This is a genomic window from Xanthomonas hawaiiensis, from assembly GCF_031834635.1.
GTDB classification, from domain to species: Bacteria; Pseudomonadota; Gammaproteobacteria; order Xanthomonadales; family Xanthomonadaceae; genus Xanthomonas_A; species Xanthomonas_A sacchari.
The window spans coordinates 4,811,287-4,832,875 of record NZ_CP115873.1 but is presented as its reverse complement, the minus strand read 5'-3'; the positions used below and the strand labels follow the sequence as shown (position 1 = coordinate 4,832,875).

At 69.8% G+C, this 21,589-nt stretch carries 15 protein-coding genes; 8 read left to right on the top strand and 7 right to left on the bottom strand.

From position 1 onward, the window contains the following. The first annotated feature begins 4 nt into the window (after window positions 1-4). Window positions 5-1,372, top strand: coding sequence for an XVIPCD domain-containing protein (locus PG878_RS20565; RefSeq protein WP_209030041.1), 1,368 nt, complete (start codon window positions 5-7; stop codon window positions 1,370-1,372). Window positions 1,373-1,504: 132 nt separating this feature from the next. On the opposite strand, the gene bamE is transcribed toward PG878_RS20565, so the two are convergent. Further along, the gene (gene bamE / locus PG878_RS20560; protein WP_209030042.1) at window positions 1,505-2,083 is read right to left on the bottom strand and encodes an outer membrane protein assembly factor BamE domain-containing protein; all 579 of its coding nucleotides are present in this window, start codon (window positions 2,081-2,083) and stop codon (window positions 1,505-1,507) included. A gap of 165 nt (window positions 2,084-2,248) precedes the next feature. Between bamE and PG878_RS20555 the strand changes: the two genes are divergently transcribed. Both PG878_RS20555 and PG878_RS20550 read left to right on the top strand, forming a co-directional pair. Further along, entirely contained in the window at window positions 2,249-2,452 is a 204-nt protein-coding gene (locus PG878_RS20555; RefSeq protein ID WP_010342388.1) for a YdcH family protein, read from the top strand. Beyond that, on the top strand, window positions 2,449-3,027 hold the full coding sequence (locus PG878_RS20550; RefSeq protein WP_209030043.1) for a DUF488 domain-containing protein: 579 nt from the start codon (window positions 2,449-2,451) through the stop codon (window positions 3,025-3,027). Before PG878_RS20555 ends, PG878_RS20550 begins: the two co-directional genes overlap by 4 nt. 70 nt (window positions 3,028-3,097) lie before the next feature. On the opposite strand, the gene PG878_RS20545 is transcribed toward PG878_RS20550, so the two are convergent. The 3 genes from PG878_RS20545 to PG878_RS20535 form a co-directional block, all read right to left on the bottom strand. Next, window positions 3,098-3,940: a DUF2884 family protein gene (locus PG878_RS20545; protein WP_209030281.1), complete on the bottom strand. Its 843-nt coding sequence runs from the start codon at window positions 3,938-3,940 to the stop codon at window positions 3,098-3,100. A gap of 247 nt (window positions 3,941-4,187) precedes the next feature. Further along, window positions 4,188-6,839 carry a glycerol-3-phosphate 1-O-acyltransferase PlsB gene (gene plsB / locus PG878_RS20540; RefSeq protein WP_209030044.1) on the bottom strand — a complete coding sequence of 884 codons (2,652 nt, stop codon included), beginning with the start codon at window positions 6,837-6,839 and terminating at the stop codon, window positions 4,188-4,190. Further along, on the bottom strand, window positions 6,839-7,777 hold the full coding sequence (locus PG878_RS20535; protein WP_209030045.1) for a hypothetical protein: 939 nt from the start codon (window positions 7,775-7,777) through the stop codon (window positions 6,839-6,841). The genes plsB and PG878_RS20535 overlap by 1 nt, the downstream gene beginning before the upstream one ends. A gap of 378 nt (window positions 7,778-8,155) precedes the next feature. On the opposite strand from PG878_RS20535, the gene PG878_RS20530 reads away from it, so the two are divergent. The 4 genes from PG878_RS20530 (at window position 8,156) to PG878_RS20515 (ending at window position 17,038) form a co-directional block, all read left to right on the top strand. Further along, entirely contained in the window at window positions 8,156-11,221 is a 3,066-nt protein-coding gene (locus PG878_RS20530) for a galactose-binding domain-containing protein (protein WP_209030046.1), read from the top strand. 14 nt (window positions 11,222-11,235) lie between these two features. Further along, window positions 11,236-12,279 carry a LacI family DNA-binding transcriptional regulator gene (locus tag PG878_RS20525; RefSeq protein WP_209030282.1) on the top strand — a complete coding sequence of 348 codons (1,044 nt, stop codon included), beginning with the start codon at window positions 11,236-11,238 and terminating at the stop codon, window positions 12,277-12,279. Between the two features lie 90 nt (window positions 12,280-12,369). Beyond that, complete coding sequence (locus PG878_RS20520; RefSeq protein WP_209030047.1) at window positions 12,370-15,402, top strand: TonB-dependent receptor; 3,033 nt, start codon at window positions 12,370-12,372, stop codon at window positions 15,400-15,402. Window positions 15,403-15,520: 118 nt separating this feature from the next. After that, window positions 15,521-17,038: a tryptophan halogenase family protein gene (locus tag PG878_RS20515; RefSeq protein WP_209030048.1), complete on the top strand. Its 1,518-nt coding sequence runs from the start codon at window positions 15,521-15,523 to the stop codon at window positions 17,036-17,038. A 178-nt stretch (window positions 17,039-17,216) separates the two neighbouring features. Here PG878_RS20515 and pyrF read toward each other — a convergent pair whose 3' ends face one another. From pyrF to PG878_RS20500, 3 genes are all read right to left on the bottom strand, one after another. Further along, window positions 17,217-17,951: an orotidine-5'-phosphate decarboxylase gene (gene pyrF / locus PG878_RS20510; RefSeq protein ID WP_209030049.1), complete on the bottom strand. Its 735-nt coding sequence runs from the start codon at window positions 17,949-17,951 to the stop codon at window positions 17,217-17,219. Next, a complete protein-coding gene (locus tag PG878_RS20505) occupies window positions 17,948-18,865 on the bottom strand; it encodes a 5'-nucleotidase, lipoprotein e(P4) family (protein WP_209030050.1) in 918 nt (305 codons plus the stop codon). The genes pyrF and PG878_RS20505 overlap by 4 nt, the downstream gene beginning before the upstream one ends. Window positions 18,866-18,945: 80 nt before the next feature. Continuing rightward, complete coding sequence (locus tag PG878_RS20500) at window positions 18,946-19,569, bottom strand: hypothetical protein (protein WP_209030051.1); 624 nt, start codon at window positions 19,567-19,569, stop codon at window positions 18,946-18,948. 344 nt (window positions 19,570-19,913) lie between these two features. Here PG878_RS20500 and PG878_RS20495 point away from each other — a divergent pair, with 344 nt between their 5' ends. Beyond that, a complete protein-coding gene (locus tag PG878_RS20495) occupies window positions 19,914-21,560 on the top strand; it encodes a ShlB/FhaC/HecB family hemolysin secretion/activation protein (RefSeq protein WP_209030052.1) in 1,647 nt (548 codons plus the stop codon). The last annotated feature ends 29 nt before the right edge of the window (window positions 21,561-21,589 follow it).

The following is a 21,589-nucleotide window of genomic DNA, read 5'->3' as shown; positions in this document are numbered from 1 at the left end:
GGAGATGGCACACGACGACGAACGCCTGAAGGGCATGGTCGACACGTTCGCGCAGGCGCATCCGAAGGAAGGCCAGGCGCTGCGGCAGATGCTGGACAACACGCCGGAGCTGCGCTCGCGGGTGGAGCAGGCGATCGGGCAACAGCAGCTGTCCGGCTTTGCGCCCAGTCCGGAGGCGGGCACCGGCTCGTACAGCCCGCGCACCGGGCAGATCGAGTTGCCGATGGACGTGCTGGCCACGGCGAAGATGAACGCGCCGCGCGACGATTCGGCCAACACCGCCCGCATCGTGCTGGGCCACGAGATCGGCCATGCCATCAACAAGGCCGCCATCGACCGCAGCGATGCCGCGTTCGCTGCCAAGGTCGACGGCATCGCCGCCTCGCCCTCGCCGCACGACTACACCGCCACGCTCAAGGCCTACGGGCAGGAACAGCGCACCCGCGAGGCCAAGGACGAGATCGCCGGGGTCAACACGCTGGCCGACTACGTCACCCGCACCAATCCCAAGGCCACGCTCAAGGACCTGTACAACGCCAGCAGCGAGATGGCGAGCTACATCGACAAGCAGGGCGTGGGCAGCAAGGCCACCTACACTCCCAAGGACGGGCTGAGCTTCGGCAAGGATCTGAAGATCGACGCCGACAATCCGCGCAACGTGGAGGCGATGGGCAAGCTGTTCTACGACGCGCGCGGCTACCCGCAGAACTATGGCGAACGCGCGCTGGCGCAGATCGCCGATGCCGAGGACCGGGCGCAGGCGCAGCACCCCGAGCGCACGCCGCCGGTGGTGCATGCCGACCTGAAGGCGGTCGGCATCGATGCCGCGCAGGTGCCGCGCGATATGCTGCCGGCGGGATTCCGCGACGGTTCCGCACCGGCGCCGCAACCCGAAGCGCCTGCGCCGCGCGCCAGCGAGCCGACCGCCGCGCCGGGTGCCGCAGACCGCGCCCTGCACGAGCGGGTCCGCAACGGCGTGGCCCAGGCCGAACAGGCGATCGGCAAGGGCTGGGACGACAACAGCGAGCGCATGACCGCCAGCCTGACCCTGTTGGCCAGGCAGAACGGCTTCAGCGAGCGCGACCAGCTGGCGGTGGGCTTCAACCGACCGACCGCTTCCCATCAGGGCGGCGAACTGGCGTTCGTGTACCGCAGCGGCGGCGATCTTTCGCCCGATCCCTACGCCAACCGCGCGCACATGCCGACCAGCGAGGCGATCGCGCGGCCGGCGCAGGAGACCTACCAGCAACTGCAGCAACTGGGAGTGCAGCAGGGGCAGGCGCAGCGCCAGGCACAGGAGCAGGAACAGGCCCTGCAGGCCTCGCAACAAGGCCCGACGCGGAGCGATCCGCCGCAGGTGCTGAGCCGCTGAGCGCAGCAGGGCGGCGGTGCGCACGCGGTACCGCCGCCTTCTTGGACCCTGGTCGCGGCAGGCCGCGGCCAGGGCGCACCGTTCGCGCCGCCTCCCGTCGCGTCGGGAGTGCGGCGCCAGGGCGGGCTGGTCTTACGGCTGCCAGACCAGGTTCTGGGTCTTCGGGTCGGCGGTGACCTTCTCGACCTTGCCGGTGCCGTCGAAGGACACCTGGAACTCGTTGAAGCTGTCGAGCCAGTAGCGCCACAGCGGCGCGTCCAGGCTCGGGTTCTCGCTGGTGATCGGATAGCCCAGCGCCATCAGCACCTGTTCGCGGGTCATGCCCTTGGTCACGCGGTTGGCGGCGATCGCCTCGCGGATCTTCGGCGGGTACGCCGCCAGCTTCGCCTTGGGATCCTGCGCGACCACGTAGCGCTGGGCGAAGGCCTCGTTGCCCAGGTCGCGGCTGTAGTCGTTGCCGATCGACTGCTTCTTGCCGTCGATCAGCACATTGACGCGGTAGCGACCGTAGCCGGTCACCTGCACCGGCGTGCCGGCCGGAACCACCTGCTTGCCGTCTTCGGCGTAGTTGCTGTCGCTGATCCAGCTGCCATCGCTGCGCATGTTGCAGCACAGGAAGCCGGAGAACTTGGGATCGGCGGCCGCGGCCAGGTGCGGCAAGGCTGCCGCCAGGGCGAGGGCGAGAACGAACGGGGAACGGAACGAACGCATGGCTGACTCCTTTCGGCGCGGCGATCCTGCCGCAGGTGGCACGAGGGTGGGAGGGCGCCGCCTCCGCCGCGGCGCCCGCGCGCATTGTGCCGGCTGGCCTGCGCCCGGGATAGCGGCGCGTTGCACGGTGACGGCGGACCGCTGGCCTGTGTATGCTCGAACCTCGTGGACACCCTGACGCCCGCCGAGATCTCCCTGCGCATCGACGCCCTGCGTCGCGAGCACCGCGCGCTCGACGAACAGCTGCAGCGCATCCCGGCCAATCTGGACGACGAGCTGGAAGCCAAGCGGCTGAAGAAGCGCAAGCTGCAACTGAAGGACTGCATCATGCGCCTGGAGCACCTGCTGATCCCCGACGAACCGGCGTGAGCGCGGCGACCTTCTTCAGCGTCGGCCATTCCACGCGCAGCCTGGAGACCTTCCTGCAGATCCTGCAGGGCGCCGGCGTCACCCGCCTGGCCGACGTGCGGGCGTTTCCGTATTCGCGGCGGTTCCCGCAGTTCGACGGTAGCGCACTGGCGCCGGCGCTGGCCGCCGCGGGCATCGCCTACCGGCACTTCCGCGCCCTGGGCGGGCGCCGCGGCAAGCAGCCGGGCGTCGATCCGCAGCGCAACGGCCACTGGCGCAGCGTCAGCTTCCACAACTACGCCGACTACGCGCTGGGCAGCGAATTCGGCGAGGCCCTGACCGAGTTGCAGGCCTTCGGCGAGGACGGCGCGTGCGCGGTGATGTGCGCCGAGGCCTACTGGCGGCAGTGCCACCGCCAGATCGTCTGCGACCACCTGCTGCACCACGGCCACCCGGTGGTGCACCTGATCGACGTCGGTCGCCAGGAACCGGCCACGTTGAACCCGGCCGCGCGCAGCGATGCGCAGGGGCAGTTGGTCTATCCGTCGGATGCGGCGGATGCCGGACCGCGCACCGGGGACCTGTTCGAGGCCTGAGCGGTGCTGCCGTCGCCGCCGGCCGCCAGCGCGGCTGGTGCGTCGCCGCGCGCCAGCTGCGGCGTCTAGCTCAATGCGTCGGGACCGTTGGCACCGCGACCGCATTGCTCCGCGGCGTATCGTCGGTGCCGACGAGGGTGGCGGTGCTCTGTCCCGGCGCACCGTCCTGGGTGGCGGCGAGCAGGCGCAAGGGCTGGCCGCGATAGCGGTACTCCAGCGCCTGCTGCAGCTGATCCAGCCGCGCCACCCGCGCGCACAGCGCCTGCGCTTTGCTCTCGATCCCCTTGCTGCGCGCATCCAGCCGTGCCTCCAGGGCGGCATCCATGCGGTCGGCGCGTTCGCCGATGGCCTCCGCGCGGCCCGTCACGACCTGCCAGAGCACGTGACGGGTGATGCTGCCCACGAAGCTCTCCGTCTGCGTCTCGACGTAGTCCTCGAACCGGTCGTCGAACGCCTCCTGGTCCCAGCGCCCCTTACCGAGCGTGCCGTCGACGTAGGCGTTGGCATGCATGCGCAGCCGTTCGATCTTGCGCGCGTTGCCGGCGCTGCCGGTCAGCATCTCCACCACCGAGCCGAGCACGTCGTAGCTGAGATCGACCACCTCGTGCGAGAGGTCGGCCACCTGCGGCATCAGCGCGCGGGTTTCGCGTTCCATCTCCAGCAGCCGTTGCGCATCGGCGGCGCCGATCTGCTGCACCCGGCGATCCACGCTCAATTCGCCGGCATGGAAGAAGATCTCGCGCGGCCCGTCGCCATCGCTGCGGGTCAGCCAGATGCCGCCAGTGTCGGCGAGCACGTTGAACGGCGTGCTCAGGCCGCACTGGCGCGAGGACACCTGCGGCCGATGGTCGTGCTTGCCAGCGTCGTCGCCCTGGTCGGCCCACGCGGGCCCGCTGGAGGCGGCAAACAGCAACAGAGCGAAAAGAGGAGCTGTGCGCATCGCCGGAACCCGCAGCAGGGAGTTTCAAACATGCTCGGGCCGCACCGGCCCCTGGGTCGCGTGTCGGAAGTCACTGTGCCGCGGCGTCACCCGCCGCGCCGCAGGGGCGACCTGATGTCCGGCGCTTCGCCACGCGCTAGTGATAGCGGGGCGCCTTTATGCATGGCGCGTCGCCACGCGCCACAATGCCACCGCACGGCGGTCGGAGGTGGGCGTTGCCTCAGTCCTGCGGAACCGGCGGCTCCTCCACCTTGGCCGCCTCCGGGCTGACCCGTTCGATGGTGTGGCGCAACTCGCGGCCAAGAATGAACTTCGCATCCTTCGCCCACGCATCCAGCCGTTCGTCGAACACCAGCTTGCTGTTCTCGTCCGGCCACACCAGCTTCAGTTCGCGCAGCTTCTGGATGAAGCCGCGGAACAGGGTCTTGTCGAAGAACTCCGGCGCGGCCGGTGCGTACAGCAGGCTCAGGCGTTGCGCGGCCTGCTGGCACAGGCTCTCCAGTTCGCCGGCGCCGAGCTTGCCCGGGCCGTTCTTCACCAGCACCGAGATGGCGATGTAATAGCGCTCGAACGCCTGTTGCAGCGAGTGGCCGATGGCGCGCAGACGGAACACCTCGTCGGTCTGGCCGGTGTTGCGCGCCAGCACGCTGCCGTCGTCCTCGTTGAGCTGCAGCAGCAGGCCTTCGCGCACGAACACCTCGATGGTGCGTTCGATGCGTTCGGCGAACTGGTCCTCGCTCCACGGCAGGAACAGTTCCGCCTGCAGGAACGGGTACACGGTGCGGCCCAGCCGCAGCAGGCCGGTGCGGCTCATGCGGCGGTTGTTCTGGAAACAGCACGCCACCCACGAGGACGCGGTGAACAGGTGCAGCACGTTGTTGCGGAAGTAGCTCAGCAACACCGCGTTGTCGCCGTTGACGCTGAGCACGTCGCCGAGCGGATGCGGCGTGCGGGTCAGCACGTTGATCTCTTCGGCGTGGGCGATGATGCGCTCGGGCGAATGCGGGGTCACCGTGACCCGGTCCGAGTACGGCAGTTCCGCCAGCAGCTTCTTGCACAGCTCGATCTGCGCGATCAGGTCGGCCTCGCCCATGGCGTGCTTGGGCGTGGACAGCAGCGCCAGCGCCAGCAGGTTGACCGGATTGACGTCGGCGGCGGCGTTGATGTGCACCTGGATCTGCTGCGCCAGCGCATCGACGGTGCCGTTCAACCAGGCCGGCTTCTCGTCCTCGCCCAGCGGCTGGCCGTCCCATTCCGGCGCGCGCTGCGCCAGCACCTGGCTCAGCGGGATCGGCTCGCCGAAGTTCACCACCACCTGCCCGTAGTTCTGCTTGAGCACCTTGGGGATGCCCCACAGCAGCGCCCAGATCGATTCCTTCTCCTTGGGCCGGCCGCTGAGTTCGTCGAGGTAGCTGTTGCCCTCCATCAGCTTCTCGTAGCCGACATAGATCGGCTGGAACAGCACCGGCTTGCGCGGCTGGCGCAGGAACGCGCGCAGGGTCATCGCGATCATGCCGCCCTTGGGCTGCAGCAGGCGGCCGGTGCGCGAGCGCCCGCCTTCGACGAAGTACTCGATCGAGTAGCCGCCGGCCACCAGCTGCGCCACGTATTCGCTGAGCACCGCCGAGTACAGCGCGTTGCCCTTGATCGAGCGGCGGATGAAGAACGCGCCGCCCTTGCGCAGCAGGGTACCGACCACCGGCAGGTTGAGGTTGATGCCGGCCACGATGTGCGGCGGCACGATGCCGCGTTCGTACAGCAGGTAGGACAGCAGCAGGTAGTCCATGTGGCTGCGGTGGCTGGGCACGTAGATCACTTCGTGCCCGGGCGCGGCGTCCTTGAGCTTGTCCAGGTGGTGGACCAGCACGCCGGCATAGATGCGGTTCCACACGTGGGTCAGCAGGAAGCTGGCCGAGCGCACCACCGGGCTGGAATAGTCGGCGGCGATCTCCCAGGCGTAGGCGTGCGCCTTGCGCCAGGCGTCCACCGGCTTGCTGTTGTCGCGCTTGGCCTGCGCGGCGATCGCCTCGCGTACCGGCTCGGCGGCCAGCACCTGGTCCACCAGCAGGCGCCGGGTCGACAGGTCGGGGCCGATCACCGCCTCGCGGATGCGCCGGAAGTGGGTGCGCAGCACGCGCTGCAGCTTGCGCACGGTGCGTTCGGGCGGCAGCCCTTCCTCCACCGTCTGCCGCATCGACACCGGCGGGGCGAAGCGCACGATGGTGCTGCGGCCGTTGAGCAGCACGCCGAGCAGGCGCCGGAAGCTGCCCACCAGCGCCCAGTTTTCCGAGAACAGCACGGCGAACCAGCCGCTCTGCTTGTCCGGGGCGCGGCCGACGAAGATCGACACCGGCACCAGGTGGATGTCCAGGTCCGGGCGCTCGCGGTGCGCCTGCAGCAGCTTGGCCAGCGAATCGGAGTGGGTCTTGGCGCCGCGTTGCTCCGGCAGCAGCGCGTGGTTGCTGCTGCGCCGGGACAGCGCCAGGTAGGCGCGCTTGCGGCCCAGCGGGTCGCCGGGCAGCGGCACCAGCGGCGACGGCAGGCCGGATTCGCGGCAGGCCTTGTCCAGGATCAGCGCGTTGGACAGGCCGTAGTCCTCGAGCACGTACACCACCGGCCGGCCATCGTTGTACTGGCCGGGCTCGGCCGGTTCGATCTTCAGGCCCAGCCAGGGGTCGGCCAGGCGCCCGAGCAGGCGCGCCCACAGCGGCCCCTTGCCCTGGCGCGCGGCGGTCGCGGCCACGGGCAGGGTGGAGGGGACGACGGTCGAAGAGGGCGCGGCGCCGGGATCGGCCGGGGACGCGTCGGCGGGCGTACGGGCCGCGGCGTCGTCGGGGAAGGGGAGGGGATTTTGTTCTGGCATCGGGGCCATTATCGCTTAGCCGGCGGGGCGGGGTCGGCGGCGGGTGCCGCGGCCGGGGCGGCGGTGCCGGCGCTGGCCGCCAGCAGCGCATCCACCTCGCTGAGGGTGTCGCGCAGGTACCAGTGCCCGTCGCGGCGCACCAGCACCGCGGTGGTGTCGATCTGTTCGCCGTCCAGCGGGTACTGGATGCGCACCACCGCCTGGTCGCCCTGCTGGTTGACCAGACCGGTGCGCAGCGCGCCGGCGCTGGCGTCCAGGTCCAGGCCGTAGTCGGCCAGCACCGCCTTGAGATCGGCCAGGAACGGACCCAGCCGGCGCAGGCTCTCGTCCATGCCCAGGGTGCGCAGGTCGGCATCGCTGCGCACGCCGGTGCGGCGCGCGCCCGCGCACAGCCGCGCGAGCGCCGCCTGCGCGCGCTTGCGCTCGGACAGCGGCGCGCGCGCGGCCCAGGCGCTCAGCGCCTGCACCAGCTGCACGTAATGGCCGCGCTGCTCGGGCGTGTAGTGGCCCTGGTTGCGCAGGAACTGCACGCCGAACAGGCCCAGCGAGTGCGCCGCCTGCTTCAGGCTCGTCGCCTGGCCGCCGAACTGCGCGTCGAAGGCGCGCTGCAGCTGGCGCTCGGCGTCCGGCGCGGCAAGGGTGTCGAGCACCTCGGGCAGGCGTTCGGCCAGCGGCAGTTCGGTCAGCGGCCAGCGGCTGCGGTCCTCGCTCCAGGCCTGCTGCAGGCGCTGGTACTGGGCCGGCGGCACCGCGGCCTGGGCGTAGCCGAGCAGGTCGTTGCGCTGCAGCGCGCGCGCCAGCGTGCGCACCGCGGCGGCCGGCTCGGCGCTGGCGCCGGGCAGTTCGGCGGGCGTGCGCTTGCATCCGCCCACGGCCAGGGCGAGCATCGCCAACAGCAGGACGCACAGCGCGCGCGAGGAGATGACCCGGGTCGGGCAGGACGGCATACGGTGCGGGCTCGTTCCCCAAAACGTCCCGCATCTTGCTGGGCGCGGGCGATTCCGGCAAGCCGGGCGGGGGTGTGGGGCGGGGAGCACTGGCAGGCATCCAGGGGGCTGGGCTTGTCGCGGCAGGACATTTCATGACCCGGCTTGGGACCGTCGGGACAGGCATGTCGGCGTATGACCAGACGTGCCAGGGGATTGCACATGTTGCAACGCATCATGTAACCGCTTGCAGTTGCTGCTAACGTCCGCCCACCTCGATTGAGGCGGTGCTGGCCGGGGGACCCAGTGCGATATTCGTCAGAGATCATCCGAGTGCTCGGTCACGGTGGCGCGCGCCGCTGCGCCTGGGTGTTGTCTGCAGTCCTGTGCGGACTTGCGATGACGGCCCCGGTGCAGGCGCAGGAAGGCCGCCTGCCGCCGCGTGCGCAATGGCAGGCGGCCAGTTCCTCCAAGCAGGTCAAGGCGCAGGCGATCGGCTATCTGATCGACGGCGACGCCAGCACCCGCACCGCCGGCGCCTTCAGTCCCGGCCACTGGTTCCAGATCGACCTGGGCCGTGCCGCGCAGGTCGGCGGCGTGCGCCTGCAGTGGGACACCTCCAATCCGGAAGGCTTCCTGCTGCAGACCTCGCGCGATGGCCAGCGCTGGGACACGGTCTACACGATGGCCGACTCGCTGGGCGGCACCGAAACCGTGTTCTTCGCGCCGCAGCTGGCCCGCTACCTGCGCCTGGCTGCGCCCGCGCGCAGCGCCGACTGGGGCGTGTCGATCTACGAGATGGAGCCGCTGGGTGCCAGCGCCGCGCAGTTGCGTGGCGTGTCCGCGGCAGACGCCGCGGCGCTGTGGCAGGGCGGTGCCGCGGTGGCGATGCCGGGCTCCGGCGCGCAGGCGCGGCAACTGGAGATCGCCTTCCCGCGCGCGTTCGACAGCGCCGGCCTGATCGTCGAGTTCGCCGGTGCGCATGGCCCGGCGCAGCTGCAGGCGCAGGACGCCGCGGGCCGCTGGCGCACGCTGGCCGACGACCCGCAGGCCGGCGACAGCGACAGCGCCTATCTGGCGGGCACCGCGCCGTTGCAGATTCGCGCGCTGCGCCTGCGCGTCGACACCGCGCCCGGTGGCGTCGTACCGACTCTGTCGCGCCTGCGTCTGCTGGGGCCGAAGGCGGTGATGACGCCGATGAAGCGCTACCAGGTCGCCGCGCAGCGCGGCGCCACCCGCGCGTTGTTCCCGGCCTCGCTGCACATGCAGCAGACCTATTGGACCGCGGTCGGCATCCACGCCGGCCGGCAGAAATCGATCTTCGACGAGTACGGCAACCTGGAGGCGTGGAAGGGCGCGCCGCTGGTGCAGCCGCTGTGGCGCGACGCCTCCGGCACGGCCGCCGGCGCCGATGGCCATGCGCTGAGCCACGCCCTGCGCGACGGCTGGAAGCCGATGCCGTCGGTGCGCTGGTCGCCGCAGCCGGGGCTGGAACTGCGCAGCGAGACCTTCGCGATCGAACGCGACGGCCAGCCGGTGACGCTGCTGCGCCATCGCCTGCGCAACACCGGCACCACGCCGGTCAGCGGCACCCTGTCGCTGCTGGTGCGGCCGATGCAGATGAATCCGCCGTGGCAGAACGGCGGCCTGTCGCCGATCCACGATATCGCGGTCGACGGCGGCACCGTGCAGGTCAATGGCCGCGCGCTGCTGACGTCGTTGAGCGCGCCCAGCGGGGTCGGCGCCGAAGCGTTCGGCGCGAACGGCGCCACCGAGATCACCCGCCATGTCGCCGCCGGCACGCTGCCGACGCAGCGCCAGGCGCACGACGCCGACGGCCTGGCCGCGGCGATGCTGAACTACACGGTGCGCCTGGCGCCGGGTGCGCAACAGGACGTGGTGCTGGCGTTCCCGCTGGGCACCGCCAGCGCCGACGCCCAGGGCCGCCTGCCGCCGGCGCCGCCGCTGCACCGCGACGCGCTGCTCGCCGCCGGCCGCGGCGATGCGGGCCGCAGCTTCGACGCGCTGGCCGAGCAGGTCTCCGCGCACTGGCAACAGCGCCTGGGCAACGTCGGCCTGCGCCTGCCCGACGCCAGCCTGGTGGACATGCTGCGCGCGCAGGCCGCGTACATGCTGATCAACCAGACCGGCCCGGCGATGCAGCCGGGACCGCGCAACTACAACCGCTCCTTCATCCGCGACGGCATGGCCACCTCGGCGATCCTGCTGCGCATGGGCCAGGCGCAGGTCGCGCGCGACTACCTGCAGTGGTACAGCGACCACGCGGTGCACCCGAACGGGTTGGTCTCGCCGATCCTCAACGACGACGGCAGCGTCAACGACGGCTTCGGCTCGGACCTGGAGTACGACAGCCAGGGCGAGTACATCACCCTGGTCGCCGACGTGGCGCGGCTGGACGGCGGCCCGGAAAGCGTGCGCGCCTACCTGCCGAAGGTGAAGCTGGCGATGCAGTTCCTGCAGGAGCTGCGCGAGCGCACCCTGGTCCCGGGCTACATGGCCGAGCAGCCGGCGCCGGAACGCTTCCGCGGCATCCTCGCCCCGTCGATCAGCCACGAAGGCTATTCCAGCCCCACCCACAGCTACTGGGACGACTACTGGGCGCTGAAGGGCTGGCACGACGGCGCCTGGCTGGCCGCATCGCTGGGCGATGCCGCCACCGCCGCGTGGGCGCGCGAACAGTACGGTGCGCTGCGCACCTCGCTGGCCGCGTCCATCCGCGCCACCATGGCGTGGAAGGGCGCGGACACCATTCCCGCTGCGGCCGACCTGGGCGACGGCGATCCGACCAGCGTCTCGATCGCGCTGGATCCCACCGGCCAGCAAGACCTGCTGCCGGAGGCGGCGCTGCGCACCACCTTCGCGCGTTATCTGGAGGACGTGCGCCAGCGCAAGCAACCCAATGCGCTGTGGGCCTACACCCCGTACGAGATGCGCAACGTGCTGACCTACGTGCACCTGGACCAGCCGCAGGTGGCCGACGAACTGCTGCAGGACCTGCTGCGCGACCGTCGCCCGTTCGAATGGCAGGTGCTGGCCGAGGTGGTGCAATCGCGGCTGCGCTTCCCGCGCTACCTGGGCGACATGCCGCATACCTGGATCGGCGCCGAGTACGCGCGCACGCTGTTCGGCATGCTCATGCACGAGGGCGACGATGCGCTGGTGCTGCTGCCCGGCGTGCCGCCGGCCTGGCTGGCCGACGACGGCCTGGCCGTGCAGCGCCTGCCCACCGCCTACGGCACGCTCGGCCTGCGCGCGCGCCAGCGCGACGGGCGGCTGCGGGTCGAACTCGACAGCGGCCTGCGCGCCGGCACCGCCGTGCGCGTGGTCTGGCCGACGCGCATGCGGCCGACCCAGGTACGCGTGGACGGCCGCCGGATCGACCACTACGACGCCGGCGGCGTGACCCTGTCCAAGCCGTTCCGGACCCTGGAGGCACGCTGGTGAGCCCGCCCCCCGTCATGGCGCCGGACCAGCGCGCCAACATCACCATCAAGGACGTGGCGCGCCTGGCCAACGTGTCGGTGGCCACGGTGTCGCGCACCATGAACGGCCACCAGCACGTGGCCGAGTCGGTGCGCGCGCGCGTGCTGGAAGCCGCGCGCACCCTGCACTACGTGCCGCATCACGCGGCGCGCAGCCTGAGCAGCCGCCGCACCCACACCATCGGCGTGGTGCTGCCGGACCTGCACGGCGAGTTCTTCTCCGAACTGATCCGCGGCATCGATACGGTGGCGCGTGAGCGCGGCCTGCACCTGCTGGTGTCCAGCTACCACGGCGAACCGGAGCAGCAGCGGCTGGCGGTACGGCGCATGCCCGGGCGCGTCGACGGCTTGCTGATCATGTCGCCGTCCCTGGCCAGCGATACCGAGGATCCGGCCGACATGCTGCCCGGCACGCTGCCGGCGGTGCTGATGAACTGCGCCGAGCGCATCGGCGAGGCGCAGGTGCTCAACGTCGACAACTACGGCGGCGCGCGCGCCATGACCCGCCACCTGCTGGACGTAGGCCATCGCCGCATCGCCTTCATCGCCGGGCCGGACGACAACTTCGACGCGCGCGAGCGCCTGCGCGGCTACCGCGACGAATTGCGCGAGCGCTGCCCGCAGGTGGCGCCGCTGGTGCTCCCTGGCGCCTTCGACGAGGCCTCCGGCTACCGCGCCGGCGAAGCCCTGCTGCAGGGCCAACGGCCGGACGTGGTGTTCGCCGCCAACGACATGATGGCGCTGGGCTGCCTGTTCGCCTTCACCCATGCCGGGCTGCGCGTGCCCGAGGACATCGCCCTGGCCGGCTTCGACGACGTGCCGATGGCACGCTACGTGCATCCGGCCCTGACGACCATGCGCGTGGACATCGCCGGCTTCGGCGCCCGCGCCATGCAGTTGCTGCTCGCCGCACTGGAGCCGCACGCCGCTCCGGCGGTGTCGGCAGCGTCGGCTGGCGCGATCGCCCCGCAACTCATCGTTCGTGCTTCCAGTGCCCAGCGAGGGACCGCCATGGACTGACACCGACGCATGCAGCACCGATGTCGTTTTCTGCAGCACCTAGAAGAACACAACAATGATCCCGTTGACCGCCCTGGGAGGGCTTTCGTCATGAAGAAACCGCGTTCCGCCTCCAACCTGCCCGCACGCAGCCTGCTGTGCTGCGCGCTGGCCACCTGCCTGTTCGCCACGATGCCGGCGATGGCCCAGTCCAGCAACGCCACGCTGCGTGGTCAGGTCGCCGCCGCCCAGGCCGGCACCGAGGTTACCGTCACCAACATCGCCACCGGCTCGGTGCGCCGCGCGCCGGTCGCCGCCAACGGCAGCTACACCGTGGTCGGCCTGCCGCCGGGCACCTACAAGGTCGAGGCCAACGGCATCACCAAGACCGTGACCCTGCAGGTGGCGTCCTCGTCCACCGTCGATCTCGACGCCGCGACCCCGGCCGCCGGCGGCAACGCGACCACTCTGGACACGATCACTGTCAGCGCCCCGCTGCTGAAGGACGTCAAGACCTCGGAAGTCGGCAACGTGGTGTCGCTGCACCAGATCGAGCAGCTGCCGCAGGCCACCCGCAACTTCCTGGAGTTCGCCGACACCGTGCCGGGCATGGTGTTCCAGATCGATTCGCAGGGTCACACCACGCTGCGCGGTGGCGCCTCCAACAGCAGCGCCGGCAATCTGTACATCGACGGCGTCAGCCAGAAGAGCTACGTGGCCAAGGGCGGTATCGCCGGCCAGAACGACAGCCAGGGCAACCCGTTCCCGCAGCTGGCGATCGGCGAGTACAAGGTCATCACCTCCAACTACAAGGCCGAGTTCGGCCAGGTGAGCGGCGCGGCGGTCACCGCGGCCACCAAGTCCGGCACCAACGAGTTCCACGGCGAGGTGTTCTACCGCTACACCGACCAGGATCTGCGCGACAAGAGCCCGGCCGAGGAAGCGACCGGCAACAAGGTGGACTCGCAGACCAAGGAATACGGCTTCGCGATCGGCGGCCCGATCCTGCAGGATCGCATGCACTTCTTCTTCGCCTACGAAGGCAAGGACAACGTCGTGCCGCGCACGATCTATCCCGATGCCAAGGCGGCGCCGTATGTCGGCTTCCTGCCGGCGAACCTGTCGAGCCAGTACGGCGCGGCCAACCTGCCGTTCACCGAAGACCTGTACTTCGGCAAGATCGATTTCGAGCCGACCGACCGCGACCGTTTCGAACTGAGCGCACAGGTCCGCGACGAGACCCAGACCGACAACGTCGGTGGGCAGAACGCGACCGATCACGGCCTGGACAAGATCAACAAGGACAAGCGTGTCGCGCTGCGCTGGGCGCACAGCGCCGATGCCTGGTACAACGAGTTGATCGTCAGCCGCGAGGACGGCCGCAACGATCCGCTGCCGATGAGCACCGGCAACGGCGTGATCTACAACTACCTGGATTACACCGATCCGAACATCGGCGAGTACAACTTCCTGTCCACGGGACCGGCCGGTGGCGCCAGCGTGCAGAAGCGTCAGCAGGAGGGTTGGTCGCTGCAGAACGACCTGACCTTCACCAGCTTCCAATGGCATGGCGACCACACCATCAAGATGGGCGTGAACTACAAGGACATCAAGCTGACGGCGCAGGATGCCGCGTCCTTGAACCCGCAGTTCAGCTACTCGGTCGACGCCAACGGCGTGGCCTCCACGCCCTACCGCGTTGACTTCTATTCGCCGTATGCCACCCCGGGTCAGAGCGCGGTGGTGTCCACCAAGGCCAAGCAGTACGGCATCTACTTGCAGGACGACTGGGCGGTCAACGACAAGCTGATGCTCAATATCGGCATGCGTTGGGACTACGAGGACAACCCGGCCTACACCGACTTCGTCACCTCGGCCGCCTTCGTGCAGGCGCTGTACTCCGACGATCCGGCGAACCCCGGCCATCCCTGGGCCGATCGCCTGCTGCCGAGCGGCGTCAACGCCGCCGACTACATCAGCAACGGCCACAACCGCAAGAACTTCAAGGATGCCTGGCAGCCGCGCCTGGGCTTCTCCTATGACTTCTTCGGCGATCAGTCCGCGGTGCTGCACGGCGGTGCCGGGCGGTCGTACGACCGCAATCTGTTCGAGCAGATGGCGTACGAGACCAGCAAGGCGGCGCTGTCGCCGGTTGCGGTGTTCTTCCAGAACCCGGTCACCGGCCAGTGCTATCGCAGCGACCGCGTGTGCGTGCCGTGGGATACGAAGTACCTCAACGGCATGGACAACCTCAATGCGATCGCCGGCGTCAGCGGCAGCGGCGAGCTGTTCATGTTCAACAATCACCTGAAGACCCCGTACAGCGACCAGTACAGCATCGGTATCAGCAACCAGGTCGGCGACTGGCTGACCGACGTGACCGTGCAGCGCAACCTGAGCTACGACGGTTTCGCCATGTCGCTGATCAACCGCTATCCGGACGGTTCCTACTTCGATGCGACCGGTAGCGCGCCGTGGGGTCAGCCGGTGCCGGGCTACAAGAACACCATCATCGGCATGAACGGCCTGGAGCAGCGCACCACCCAGGTGCTGCTGTCGGCGGAGAAGCCCTACACCAAGGAATCGGGCTGGGGCCTGACCCTGTCCTACACGCACACCAATGCGCGTCAGAACCGCAACATCGACGAGCCCTTCGGCTTCGACAAGGCCACCATCCACGACTATCCGTTCGTGAAGTCCGACGCCGTGGCGGGCCACCGTTTCGTCGCCTCCGGCTCGATCGACGGCCCGTGGGGCATGACCTTCGGCGCCAAGGTGGTGCTGGCGACGCCGGAACCGATCAACACCATCGCGTGCTACGGCAAGACCGATCCCGACGGTGCGACCTGCCAGCAGGTCGCGGCGATTCCGCCGGGCAATGGCAAGTTCCTGGTCGGCGGCAAGATCTGGGGCTATCGCACGGTCGACTTCCAGGCGTCGAAGGACTTCACCGTGTACAAGGACTTCAAGCTGTCGGCGCGCGTGAATCTGCTCAACGCCTTCAACTTCAAGAACTACAACACGTACGTCTACAACGACTTCGGCAGCAACGGCCGGTACGATCCCAACATCAGCATCAACAAGACCGGCGACATCATGTACGTGCCGCGCACCGTGACCTTCGAGATCGGCGCCAAGTTCTGATCCACTGCATGACCCACGCGCGTGCCCGACCGGCGCGCGTGGGGTTTCAACGGACGGGGCCGCGTGGCCCCGTCCGCGTTTGCGGTCGCCCCTTTCTTCGGTACAGGACCACGCACGCATGATCGCCGCCCCTCTTCGCAACCTGGTCATCGTCGGCGGCGGCACCGCCGGCTGGATGGCCGCTGCCGCGCTGGCGCGTGTGCTGGGCCCCGACTACCGCATCACCTTGATCGAGTCCGAGCAGATCGGCATCGTCGGCGTCGGAGAGGCCACCGTGCCGCACATCAAGGCCTTCAACAATCTGCTCGGCATCAACGAGGCCGAGTTCGTGCGCCACACCCAGGGCAGCTTCAAGCTCGGCATCGAGTTCGCCGACTGGCAGCGCCCGGGGACGTCCTACGTGCACGGCTTCGGCACCGAGATCGGGCATCCGCTCGGGCTGCTGCCGTTCCAGCAGTACTGGTTCAAGCAGGCGCTGGCCGGCAAGGCGAAGCCGCTGGGTGCCTATACGCTCAACACCGTCGCCGCCAAGCGCGACCGGTTCATGACCTCGGCCACCGACGTGCCGCCGAATTCGCCGCTGGCCAACATCGCCTACGCCTACCATTTCGATGCGGCGCTGTACGCGGGCTTCCTGCGCGGCTACGCCGAGCAGCGCGGGGTGACCCGGCGCGAGGGCATCGTCGAGGAGGTGCAGCTGCATCCGGAATCGGGCGACGTGCGCGCGGTGCGCCTGGCCTCGGGCGAGGCGATCGCCGGCGACCTGTTCATCGATTGCTCCGGCTTCCGCGGCCTGCTGATCGAGCAGGCGCTGCATACCGGCTACCACGATTTCAGCCACTGGCTGCCGTGCGACCGTGCGCTGGCGGTGCCCTGCGCCAAGGTCGGCCCGCCCACGCCGTACACCCGCGCCACCGCGCGCGCGGCCGGCTGGCAGTGGCGCATCCCGCTGCAGCACCGCACCGGCAACGGCTACGTGTACTGCAGCGCGCACATCAGCGACGACGAGGCCGCGGCCACGCTGCTGGCCAACCTCGACGGCCAGGCCCTGGCTGATCCGCGCCCGCTGCGCTTCGTCACCGGCCGCCGCAAGCAGGTGTGGAACCGCAACGTGGTCGCGCTGGGCCTGGCCAGCGGCTTCATGGAACCGCTGGAATCGACCAGCATCCACCTGGTCCAGTCCGGCATCTCCAAGCTGCTGGAGCTGTTCCCGCGCGAGGGCACCAGCCCGGTGCTGGTGCGGCGCTACAACGAACGAATCGCCTTCGAGTTCGACCGCATCCGCGATTTCCTGCTGCTGCACTACCACGCCACCGAGCGCGACGACAGTGCGTTCTGGCGGCACTGCCGCCACATGCCGATCACCCCGGAACTGCAGGAGACGCTGGAGCTGTTCCGCGACAGCGGCCGCTTCTACCGCAATGGCGATGAGATGTTCGCCGAGATCAGCTGGGTACAGGTGCTGGTCGGGCAGGGCATCCTGCCGCGCGCCTACCACCCGCTGGTGGACCAGGTGCCGCAGGCCGACCTGGAGCGCTTCATGGCCAGCGTCGAGCAGACCATCGGCCATTGCGCCGACGCGATGCCGCCGCACCAGGCTTTCATCGACCGCTATTGCGCGGCCCGGGCCGCCTGAGCGCGACGCGGGCACAAAAAAAGAGGCCACGCGCACCAGGCGCGGGCCTCTTCAAATCCGACCGAAGCCGGAGAACGGTATGGCACATCTCCGGCAGGGCCGGACGCTGGGCATGCTACCGGCATGCCGAAGCTAAAGCAATACGTTAGAAGTTGTCAGCTAAGTCATTGATTTAAAATCAGCGAACAGCGTCACCAGACAATGACAGCGCGATCTCCCGCTGAATTGCCTCGGCCGCAGCGCGCGGATCGGCCGCCTGGCGGATCGGCCGGCCGACCACGATCGCATCGGCGCCGTCGGCGAAGGCCTGGGCCACGTCCACGGTGCGCTGCTGGTCGTCGCCGACCGGGCCGCCGGGGCGGATGCCGGGGCAGACGATGGAGAAGCCGGCGCCGGTGGCGCGGCGGATCGGCGCCGCTTCCTGGCCGGAGGCGATCACGCCATCGATGCCCGCCGCCTGCGCAGCCAGCGCGCGCTCCACCACCACGTCCTCAGGTGCGCGGTCGATGCCCATCGACGCCAGGTCGGCGCGGCCCATCGAGGTCAGCACGGTCACCGCCAGCAGGCGCATGTCGCTGCCGTTGGCCTCGGCTGCGGCCTGCATCATCGGCGGGTGCCAGCCATGGATGGTGCAGTAGTCCACCGGCCACTGCGACAGCCGCCGGATCACCCCGCCCACCGTGGCCGGGATGTCGAAGAACTTCAGGTCCACGAACACGCGCTTGCCGCGCCCGGCCAGCGTGTCCAGCACGTCGAAGTATTCGCCCGAGGCCAGCAGCTCCATGCCGATCTTGTAGAAGGCCACCGCATCGCCGAGCCGCTCGATCCACTCCAGCGCCTCACTGCGCCCGGGCACGTCGAGGGCGAAGATCAGGCGCTCGTGCGGCGCCAGCGCCAGCGGCGCGCGGCTCACTGCGCCAGCTCCAGCGCCTGCACCTTGGCCTGGTGGCGGGCGGCGCGCGACTGGGTGAAGTCGTTGTTGAACAGCGCCGGTTCCCAGGACCCGTAGCTGGGGTTGGGCAGCATCCACCAGCGCTCGCCGAACCAGTCGTGGTACTGCTGCAGCAACTGCGCGCGGCCTTCCGGGGTGTTGGCCACCACCTGCGCGAAGTCGCCGAGCTGGTCGCCGAACTGCATCAGCACGCGGTACTGCTGGCCGACCAGCTTGCGCCGGCAGTTCTTCTCCGAGCCGTTCTGCTCGCAATCCTTGACCACCGTGCCCAGGCCCAGCAGCACGCTGTTGTCGGCCACCGGCAGGCCGGCGCTGCGCAGGTTGGCCAGGGTCGCGTCGGTCAGGTGCACGGCGCGATTGGTCACGTACAGCACGGTGATGCCCTTGGCGGTGGCGGCCTTGGCGAAATCGACCACGCCGGGAATCGGCTTGGCCTTCTTCTCGGCCACCCACTGGTCCCAGGTGACCTCGTCGTATTCCTTGCCGTTGCGGATCAGCCGCGCCTGGTACGGCGAGTTGTCCAGCACGGTTTCGTCCACGTCCATCACTACCGCCGGCTTCAATCCGGTGGCGGCGTTGCCGCGCTCCTCCGGCACCAGCGCGTCCCAGTTCGGCTCCTTCAGCGCCGCATCCAGGCGGTCGGCGGCGGCGCGATAGGTCTGCTCGGCCAGGGCCTGGTACTCGGCCGAGCGCTGCATCCACAGCACCGCGTTGAGGTTGTCGTCGGCGGCGCCCGGAGCGGCAGCGGACGCGGTCGACGCGGCAGTGGCGGTGGCAGCCGGCTTGGCGGCGGGGTCGGCGACCTGCGCCTGCGGCTTGCAGGCGGACAGGGCAAGCACGGCGCAGGCCAGTGCGGTGCGGGCGATCGGCGTCATCGGGCGTGGGAACCTGGGCAAATGAACCACGGATTTTAGCCGGTTGCGATGACGGGCGCGGCGCAGGCAGGCCGCCGCGCTCAGGGCACGAACGTCAGTGCGCGCAGATCCGGGGCGAGCACCGCCTCGACCGGGCCGGCACTGTCCTGGCCGGCATAGGTGCTGAAGCGGATGCGCAGGCGGCCATCGCGCACGGTGTAGGGATGCGGGTCGCCGAGGTCGGGTGCGTCCAGGTCGATGTTGTCCAGGCAACTGGACACCGGCACCCGTGCCAGGATCGAAGGCGTGCCGTGCAGGTCGACCACGGTCAGCGCCATCTCCGCACCGGCGCCGCAATAGCCCTGTCCGTCCCCGGGCGAGGACCGGCGCACGGACAGGTACAGCAGGCGGTCGTGCCCCAGATACGGCTGCAATGCGGTCGGCAGCAGGCGGATGGCGTGCTCGGTGCCGATCAGTTCCGGTGCGTAGGCGCGCGGGATGGTCTCCAGCACGGTCGGCGCGCGTCCCGGCAGCTGCAGCACGACGCGGCCGGCGCGATAGGCAAGATGCAGCAGGCCGCGGCGTGGATCGCAGACGTCGGCATCGGCCGGGGTGGCCGCTGCCGCGCGGCAGTCCGTCGGCGTTGGCGTCGCGGCGGCATGGGTTGGCACGGCGCCGGACGCAGCGGGCGAGGCCAGGGCCAGCAGGAGGAGGAGCGGCAGCATGCGAGGCCTTCGAGGTGTGAGCCGCGAGTGTGGCAGTCGCGGCGGATGGCGCGCCAGTTGTGACGTGCATCCTTTGTGAAAGTGACGCGATTCACGTAAGTGTCTGTTTTGCAGGGAATTTCCCGACAGCATGTGGGGAGCCTCCGGATGTCGCTGCGCTGTGGTTTGCACCACACTTCCCAGTACGGAAAACCGCGCGACGCGGCGCCTGGTGCGCTGCAGCGCGATCGCGCCTGCACCTGCAGGCAAACGCGGGACGCGTCACAAGGGACGTTGCAGTGGATCGCTGGAGAAAAGGAGCTTCTCGCATTGTGCTGGCTGCGTGCCTGCTTGGCGGCGTGCCCATGGCGCAAGCGCAGGCGCAGGAACCGCCAAGCACGCTCGACCGCCAGGAACAACTGCGCCAGGCCGAGCAGGTGCAGCGGCAACAGGAGCAGGATCGGCAGGCGCCGTTCGTGGGCCCGCGCGAGGCCGAAGCGCCGGCCGACATGCGCAGCACCAGTCTGCCGACCGAAGCCCTGTGCTTCCCGATCCAGCGCGTCCGCCTCAACGGCGGTGGCCCGGACGCGGCGCGTTTTTCCTGGCTGTGGCAGTCGCTGCGTCGCTACGAAGGCCGCTGCATCGGCACGGCCGGCATCGACCTGATCCGCCGCCGTGCGCTGGACCAACTGGTCGCGCGCGGCTTCGTCACCACCCGCCTCGGCGTGCCCGCGCAGGACCTGTCCCGCGGCGAGCTGCGCTTCGAACTGCTGCCCGGGCGCCTGCGCCAGGTGCGCGTGCAGTCGGCGGACGGCCGCGTGTTCTGGCGCGGGGCGCTGCCGCTGCGCCCGGGCGACGTGCTCGACCTGCGTGCCATCGAACAGGGCGTGGAGCAGTTCAAGCGGGTGCCGTCGCAGGACGCCAAGATCGACATCGCCCCGGGCGAGCAGCCGGGCGAGTCGGACCTGCTGATCACCGTGCAGCGCAGCAAGCGCTGGCGCGCGGTGCTCAACGCCGACGACTCGGGCGTGCAGGCGACCGGGCGTTACCAGGGCGGCGTCGACTTCGCCCTGGATGCGCCGCTGGGCGTCAACGACCTGCTCTCGATCGGCTACAACCACGATCTGGTCGACGACGGCGCCGCGCGCGGCACCCGCGGCAACAGCCTGTCCTACAGCGTGCCCTGGGGCTGGTGGACGGCCTCGCTGTCGCTGTCGTCCTACCGCTACCACCAGCAGGTGGACGGGTTCCGCCAGAGCTTCCAGTCCAGCGGCAGCTCCGACAGCGCGCAACTGGATCTGCAGCGGGTGATCCACCGCACCGGCACCAGCAAGACCACGCTGGGCATGGTGGTGGCCAAGCGCGCGGCACGCAGCTACCTGGACGGTGTGGAGATCGGCATCCAGCGCCGCCACACCACCAGCGCCGAGCTCTACCTCAGCCATCGCCATTACCTGGGCAAGCTGCAGCTGGACACGCGGCTGGGCCACCGCCGTGGCACGCCGTGGTTCGACGGGCAGTGGACCGGCTACGACCCAGCCGTTGGTTTCCCCGGCTACCGCTACGGCGTCACCACCCTGGACGTCAGCGCCGGCCTGCCGTTCGCGCTGGGCCCGGTGGCGATGAGCTGGGACAGCAGCCTGCACGCGCAGACCTCCCCGCAGCTGCTGCTGGGCTCGGAGTTCATCACCCTGGGCGGGCGCTACAGCGTGCGCGGCTTCGACGGTGAACGCACCCTCGGCGCCGAACGCGGCGCGTACTGGCGCAACAGCCTCAACCTGCCGGTGCAGCGGCTGGGCATCACCCCGTACCTGGGCGTGGATGCCGGCCGCATTGCCGGGCCCAGCGCCGCCGGCCAGGCCGGGCGCAGCCTGGTCGGTGGCTTCGTCGGCGTGCGCGGTACGCATGGCGGGCTCAGTTGGGATGGCTTCGCCGGCTGGGACCTGCACGCGCCGCGCGGCTTCCATAGCGCGCAGCCGGCCTACGGCGTGCGCCTGATCTACCAGTTCTGACACGTCCTGTCGCCGTCCGGCGGCAGGCA

Coding starts and splice junctions, on each gene's coding strand:
- PG878_RS20565 (WP_209030041.1), top strand. CDS start 5: ATGGCACACGACGACGAACGCCTGAAGGGCATGGTCGACACGTTCGCG.
- bamE (WP_209030042.1), bottom strand. CDS start 2,083: ATGCGTTCGTTCCGTTCCCCGTTCGTTCTCGCCCTCGCCCTGGCGGCA.
- plsB (WP_209030044.1), bottom strand. CDS start 6,839: ATGGCCCCGATGCCAGAACAAAATCCCCTCCCCTTCCCCGACGACGCC.
- PG878_RS20535 (WP_209030045.1), bottom strand. CDS start 7,777: ATGCCGTCCTGCCCGACCCGGGTCATCTCCTCGCGCGCGCTGTGCGTC.
- PG878_RS20530 (WP_209030046.1), top strand. CDS start 8,156: ATGACGGCCCCGGTGCAGGCGCAGGAAGGCCGCCTGCCGCCGCGTGCG.
- PG878_RS20525 (WP_209030282.1), top strand. CDS start 11,236: ATGGCGCCGGACCAGCGCGCCAACATCACCATCAAGGACGTGGCGCGC.
- PG878_RS20520 (WP_209030047.1), top strand. CDS start 12,370: ATGAAGAAACCGCGTTCCGCCTCCAACCTGCCCGCACGCAGCCTGCTG.
- PG878_RS20515 (WP_209030048.1), top strand. CDS start 15,521: ATGATCGCCGCCCCTCTTCGCAACCTGGTCATCGTCGGCGGCGGCACC.
- PG878_RS20505 (WP_209030050.1), bottom strand. CDS start 18,865: ATGACGCCGATCGCCCGCACCGCACTGGCCTGCGCCGTGCTTGCCCTG.
- PG878_RS20500 (WP_209030051.1), bottom strand. CDS start 19,569: ATGCTGCCGCTCCTCCTCCTGCTGGCCCTGGCCTCGCCCGCTGCGTCC.
- PG878_RS20495 (WP_209030052.1), top strand. CDS start 19,914: ATGGCGCAAGCGCAGGCGCAGGAACCGCCAAGCACGCTCGACCGCCAG.